Below are 5911 nucleotides of genomic sequence, written 5' to 3'. Positions count from 1 at the left end.
CGGGCAGGCCCGGCGCCGCCGAAGTACGGGTCGGGCACCGTCTTGCCCGGCGTCTTCTCGCCGTCTGGCCCGAAGAACACGCCGACCGGGGTTGGCACGAAGGTGTCACCCACGCCCATGTCGTCGGCGACCTCCTTGAGGATGCGGTCCGCATCGGTGAACGTCGGATTGGTGACGACGCCAAGCATCCGGGTGGCCTGGTCGTAGTGCGGCATCAGCTCGGCGCGCCAGTCGGTGATGTGCGCCCACTGCCTGTCGACGAAGAACGGCTCCGGCGGAACGTAGAGCGTGTTGGCGTAGTTCAGCGACCCGCCGCCGACACCGGCGCCTGCCAGGATCATGCAGTTGCGCAGAAGATGGATGCGCTGGATGCCGTACATGCCGAGTTTGGGCATCCACAGGAATTTGCGGAGGTTCCACGACGTCTTGGCCATGTCCTCGTCGGCGAAGCGTCTGCCCGCTTCCAACACGCCGACGCGGTAGCCCTTCTCGGTAAGCCGCAAGGCGCTCACGCTGCCCCCGAAACCGGAGCCGATGATCAGGACGTCGTAGTCAGGACCCATTCCGCCATTATTAACTTACCGGCGGGTAACAAGCTAGACAGGCGACCCTAACTTGTAAAGCTGTAACGCCTCTAGCTGCACTTTCTCGGGGCGCGAGCGGACGCCAAACAACTCGTCCGACTGCACGACGAGAAGGGCGTCAGGCGCCGACGGTCAGGCCGACCTTTTGGAACTCCTTGAGATCGCAGTAGCCCGCCTTGGCCATCGACCGCGCCAGTCCCCCGACCAGATTCAGCGAACCGAACGGGTCGTCGGACGGGCCGTTGAGCACCTGATCCAGCGAGGGACGCTCGCCGAGCGCAACCTGAAGCAGGGCACCCCGGGGTAGTGACGGGTGCGCCGCGGCGGACGGCCAGAACCAGCCGTCGCCAAGCGCCTCGGCAGCCGTAGCCAACGGCGTACCCAGCACGACCGCATCAGCGCCGCAGGCAATGGCCTTGGCCAGCTCGCCGGAGGTGTGGATGTCACCGTCGGCCAGCACGTGGACGTAGCGACCGCCCGTCTCGTCGAGGTATTCACGACGGGCCGCTGCGGCGTCGGCGATCGCGGTGGCCATCGGCACGCTGATGCCCAGCACCTCGTCGCTGGTGGTCACCCCGGACGTCGAGCCGTACCCGACGATGACGCCCGCAGCGCCGGTGCGCATCAGGTGCAAGGCGGTCCGGTGGTCCAGCACGCCGCCGGCGACCACCGGTACGTCGAGTTCCGAGATGAACGTCTTGAGGTTCAGCGGCTCGCCGGATTCGTCGGTGGCCTGCGCGACGCGTTCGGCCGAGATGATGGTCCCCTGGACGACCAGCAGGTCGATGCCCGCGGCGACCAGGGCAGGCGTCAGCGCCTGTGCGTTCTGCGGGCTGACCCGAACCGCCGTCGTCACCCCCGCGTCGCGGATCCGGGAAACGGCGGCGCCGAGGAGATCCGGATCAAGGGGCGCCGCATGCAACTGCTGCAGCAGGCGGATGGCCACCGACGGCTCCGGCTCCTTGGCGGCGGCCTCGACGACCTGGGCGATCTTGGCTTCGACGTCGGCATGCCGACCGATGAGACCCTCGCCGTTGAGCACGCCCAACCCGCCGAGGCGGCCCAGCTCGATGGCGAACTCCACCGACACCAATGCGTCGGTGGGGTGCGCGACGACGGGAATCTCGAAGCGGTAGGCGTCGAGCTGCCACGCCGTCGACACGTCCTTGCTTGACCGCGTGCGGCGCGACGGCACGATATTGATGTCGTCGAGTTCATAGGTGCGACGGGCAGTTCTGCCCATGCCGATTTCGACCATGTCACGCATGACGGCACTGTCTCCTGTCCGAGCGGGTGGGCTGCTGGAATGTCGGCGGGCGGCGTCGTTCAGCGAGCGTAGTAGTTCGGCGCCTCAGCCGTCATCGTGATGTCGTGGGGATGGCTCTCCTTGAGCCCGGCACCCGTGATCTGCACGAACTGCGCCTGCTGCAAGTGTTCGATGGTCGCCGAACCCGTGTAGCCCATCGCCGCGCGCAGACCGCCGGTGAGCTGGTGGATCACGGTCGACAGCGGCCCGCGGAACGGAACCCGACCCTCGATGCCTTCGGGGACCAGCTTGTCCTCGCTGAGCACGTCGTCCTGAAAGTAGCGGTCCTTCGAGTAACTCTTCTGCTCACCACGGCCCTGCATCGCGCCGAGCGAGCCCATGCCGCGGTAGCTCTTGAACTGCTTGCCGTTGACGAAGATCAGCTCGCCGGGCGCTTCGGCCGTGCCCGCCAGCAGGGAGCCAAGCATGGCCGTCGAGGCACCGGCCGCCAGCGCCTTGGCGATGTCGCCGGAGTACTGAAGGCCGCCGTCGGCGATCACCGGCACCCCGTGCGGGGCGCACGCGGCGACGGCTTCCAGGATGGCCGTGATCTGCGGGGCTCCGACGCCTGCGACGACGCGCGTCGTGCAGATCGACCCGGGTCCGACGCCGACCTTCACCGCGTCGGCGCCTGCCTCGACGAGCGCGGCGGCTGCCGCGCGGGTGGCGACGTTGCCGCCAACCACCTCGACGCGGTCACCCGCGACCGTCTTGAGCCAGTGCACCATGTCCAGCACGCCGCGGTTGTGGGCGTGGGCGGTGTCGACGATGACCACGTCGACCCCGGCGTCGACGAGCGTCATGGCGCGTTCGCGCGCGTCGGCACCGACGCCGACGGCCGCGCCGACGAGCAGCCGGCCATTGCTGTCCTTGGTGGCCAGCGGGAACTGCTCGGTCTTGACGAAGTCCTTGACGGTGATCAGCCCCGTCAGCTTGCCGTGTCCGTCGACGATCGGGAGCTTCTCGATCTTATTGCGGCGCAACAGGCCCAATGCGGCATCGGCGGTCACGCCGGACTGCGCCGTGATCAGCGGGGCCTTGGTCATGACCTCGCCGACGTGCTTGCTCATGTCGACTTCGAATCGCATGTCGCGGTTCGTGATGATTCCCACCAGGGCACCGTTGGCGTCGACGACGGGCAGGCCCGAGATCCGGAACCGCGCGCACATGGCGTCGACCTCGGCAAGCGTGTTGTCGGGCGAACACGTCACGGGGTCGGTGACCATGCCCGCTTCGGACCGCTTGACGGTCTCCACCTGGCTGGCCTGATCGGCCACGGGCAGGTTGCGGTGGAGCACGCCCATTCCGCCTGCGCGAGCCATCGCGATGGCCATCCGCGATTCGGTGACGGTGTCCATCGCGGAACTGACCAGCGGAACGCGGAGCCGGATCCGCTTGGTGAGCTGCGACGACGTGTTGGCGTTCGCAGGAACGACGTCAGAGGCGGCGGGCAGCAACAGGACGTCGTCGAAGGTGAGCCCGAGCATGGCGATCTTGGTGGGATCATCACCCCCGGTCGGCACCGGAACGGCGAAGGGAAGGCTGCTTTCAGCGATCGACATGGGTGAGGCCTCCAGATGGCGCAGGTCTAAGGGTCCATCCTATCGGGATCGGGCCCCGCACTTGGTTTCCACACCGCATCGGCGGCGACGTTCGACGAGAAGACACGCTCGCCACAACGCCGTGGACCGCTAGCGCGATACCCGAGGCCCTGCGTAGTGTGGAAGCGTGCGTGACCACCTGCCACCGGGTTTGCCGCCCGACCCCTTCGCCGACGACCCGTGCGATCCCTCGGCGGCCCTCGACGCACTCGAGCCAGGTCAGCCTCTGGACTCGCAGGAGCGCGTCGCGGTGGAGGCCGATCTTGCGGACCTGGCCGTCTACGAAGCCTTGTTGGCGCACAAGGGCATTCGCGGCCTGGTGGTCTGCTGCGACGAGTGCCAGCAGGACCACTACCACGACTGGGATATGTTGCGGGCCAACCTCCTGCAGCTCCTGGTCGACGGAACGGTCCGGCCGCACGAGCCCGCGTACGACCCGGAGCCCGATGCCTACGTCACGTGGGACTACTGCCGTGGTTACGCGGATGCCTCGCTGAACGAGGCCACCACCGATTCCGACGGATATCGCTGACGGCGTAGCCGACTCCCCCGCTCAACCCGCTCCAGCCACACGATCGATCAGCTGCCGCCCTGCGGTGGCGGAATCGTCGTTGTGGTCACGGTCACACTTGGCTCCACTGACTGCGGTGCCTGCTGCACGGAGGGAGCAGCCGACGGCGGCGGAACCGACGGCGCTACGGACGGTGCCGCGGATGCGGGCGATGACGGCGCGGCCGACGGGAGGGCCTCAGCCGCGCGCGTGGGGGTGAACACCGTCGTAGTGGTCGTCGTAGTCGGTGCCGTCGTCGTAGTCGGTGCCGTCGTAGTAGTCGTAGTCGTCGGTGCCGTCGTCTTGGTAGTCGTCGGCGCCGTCGTAGTCGGTGCCGTCGTCTTGGTAGTCGTCGTAGTCGGCGCCGTCGTGGTCGTGGTCGTGGACGGTGCCGTCGTCGTCGAGTCCGAGGGCGGCGGCGTCAGCACAACCTCCGGCGGCACCCCGGACGTCGGCGTGTCCGTCGCCGAGGTACCGGAAGTGCCCGACGTTTCAGTGCCCGACGTGTCAGTAGGCGACGTTTCAGTAGGCGACGTTTCAGTGCCCGACGTTTCAGTAGCCGACGTGTCAGTGGCCGACGTGTCAGTGGTCGGCGACGTCGACGGGTCGACGACGACGGGCACGGGCAGCCACGTCAGCGGGGAGGACGGGAGTACCGGCAGCGGCTCACCCGGAGGCAACGTGGCGGCCGGATCCTGCTCGACCACCTTGTAGGTCAACGCATTCCACTGTTCGACCAGTTGCTGCTTGTCGCCGACCTGATCGTCGACGCCCTGCACGGTGGTGCTCAAGGCGACCAGCTTGTCCTGGGCCTGCTCCCAGTTTCCCTGGTCGATGAGTTGCTGCACCTGTTGCAGCTCCGCCGAGGCGAGCGCGACCTGATCGTCCCGCGTCACCTCGCTCTGGCCGAAGATCGCCGTCCGAACGCCGTACAGCGAGTCGCCGGGACCCGCGCCGTACACGGCCGTGCCGAAGCCGCCGATGCACAGCATCGCCGCCGCGACCGACCCGACGACCGCGAAGGAGCGGCGGGGGCGTCGACCGCGGGAAAGTCCGTCGTTTAGCGCCGTGACGGCATCGGTCGTGCTGACCGGGGTGCTGACCGGTGTGTCGCGAACGCCGTCGCGCCAGTCGGCGAGCAGAAACGCGAGTTGCGCTTCCGCGTTGTCGGTGGAGTACACGGGTTGCTTCGACGACAGCGCATCGATGAAGCGATCCGCTCGGTTGATCTCGTTGAGCGACGGGTCACCGCCAGCGCTCCAGCGATCGAAATCAGGCATCGTGCGGCCCCATTCCGTTCAGCTCGGACTTCAGCCGGGCCAGGGCCCGGTGCTGGGCGACGCGAACCGCACCTGCCGTGCTTCCGACGGCCTCTGCGGTCTCTTCGGCGCTCATCCCCACCACGACGCGCAGCACCAGGATCTCGCGCTGCTTCTCGGGCAGGATCTCCAGCAGCTTGCTCATGCGGGCGGCTGATTCGGAGTCGATCGCCATCTGCTCGGGGCCGGCCGTGGTCGACGGTCGGTCCGGGAGCGTGTCGGTCGCTTCGGCACGATTGCGCCCGGCGGCGCGGTGCGCGTCAGCGACCTTGTGAGCAGCGATGCCGTATACGAAGGCCAGGAACGGTCGTCCCTGATCCTTGTAGCGCGGCAGCGCCGTGATGGCGGCCAAGCACACCTCCTGAGCCACATCGTCGGCTGACAACCCACTCCGCTCCGTTGACCCGATCCTCGCCCGGCAATACCGGAGCACGATCGGCCGGATGGTTCCCAGCACTTCTTCGAGTGCGCCTCGATCACCCGCCACCGCTTGAGCAACGACATCATCGAGACCATCTCCCGAAATTGTCATCGTGAGCAGTATCTCCAGC

Annotated in this window: 6 protein-coding genes; 1 reads left to right on the top strand and 5 read right to left on the bottom strand. The window is 67.6% G+C overall.

Features of this window, described 5'->3' with window-relative positions:
- From ABW137_RS15065 to guaB, 3 genes are all read right to left on the bottom strand, one after another.
- The coding region (locus tag ABW137_RS15065) for an FAD-binding protein (protein WP_526401272.1) at positions 1–563 on the bottom strand (563 nt) is incomplete at its 3' end.
- 139 nt (positions 564–702) lie between these two features.
- Positions 703–1842: a GuaB3 family IMP dehydrogenase-related protein gene (locus tag ABW137_RS15060; RefSeq protein ID WP_526401276.1), complete on the bottom strand. Its 1140-nt coding sequence runs from the start codon at positions 1840–1842 to the stop codon at positions 703–705.
- Positions 1843–1910: 68 nt separating this feature from the next.
- Positions 1911–3452, bottom strand: a complete 1542-nt coding sequence (guaB, locus tag ABW137_RS15055) for an IMP dehydrogenase (protein WP_526401270.1) — start codon at positions 3450–3452, stop codon at positions 1911–1913.
- A gap of 166 nt (positions 3453–3618) precedes the next feature.
- On the opposite strand from guaB, the gene ABW137_RS15050 reads away from it, so the two are divergent.
- Positions 3619–4023 (top strand): DUF5319 family protein, encoded by a 405-nt coding sequence (locus ABW137_RS15050; protein WP_526401268.1) that lies wholly within the window; start codon positions 3619–3621, stop codon positions 4021–4023.
- A gap of 47 nt (positions 4024–4070) precedes the next feature.
- Here ABW137_RS15050 and ABW137_RS15045 read toward each other — a convergent pair whose 3' ends face one another.
- Both ABW137_RS15045 and ABW137_RS15040 read right to left on the bottom strand, forming a co-directional pair.
- Positions 4071–5321 carry an anti-sigma-D factor RsdA gene (locus ABW137_RS15045; RefSeq protein ID WP_526401267.1) on the bottom strand — a complete coding sequence of 417 codons (1251 nt, stop codon included), beginning with the start codon at positions 5319–5321 and terminating at the stop codon, positions 4071–4073.
- Complete coding sequence (locus ABW137_RS15040; RefSeq protein ID WP_526401274.1) at positions 5314–5892, bottom strand: RNA polymerase sigma factor; 579 nt, start codon at positions 5890–5892, stop codon at positions 5314–5316. The genes ABW137_RS15045 and ABW137_RS15040 overlap by 8 nt, the downstream gene beginning before the upstream one ends.
- Positions 5893–5911 lie beyond the last annotated feature (19 nt).

It is taken from the genome of Mycobacterium sp., from assembly GCF_040509115.1.
GTDB lineage: Bacteria > Actinomycetota > Actinomycetes > Mycobacteriales > Mycobacteriaceae > Mycobacterium.
The sequence above is the reverse complement of the archived record's forward strand: the minus strand, read 5'-3'. Positions and strand labels throughout refer to the sequence as shown.

Excerpts from the sequence above, each read along its gene's own strand:
- ABW137_RS15060 (WP_526401276.1), bottom strand. The coding sequence starts at position 1,842 with ATGGTCGAAATCGGCATGGGCAGAACTGCCCGTCGCACCTATGAACTC.
- guaB (WP_526401270.1), bottom strand. The coding sequence starts at position 3,452 with ATGTCGATCGCTGAAAGCAGCCTTCCCTTCGCCGTTCCGGTGCCGACC.
- ABW137_RS15045 (WP_526401267.1), bottom strand. The coding sequence starts at position 5,321 with ATGCCTGATTTCGATCGCTGGAGCGCTGGCGGTGACCCGTCGCTCAAC.
- ABW137_RS15040 (WP_526401274.1), bottom strand. The coding sequence starts at position 5,892 with ATGACAATTTCGGGAGATGGTCTCGATGATGTCGTTGCTCAAGCGGTG.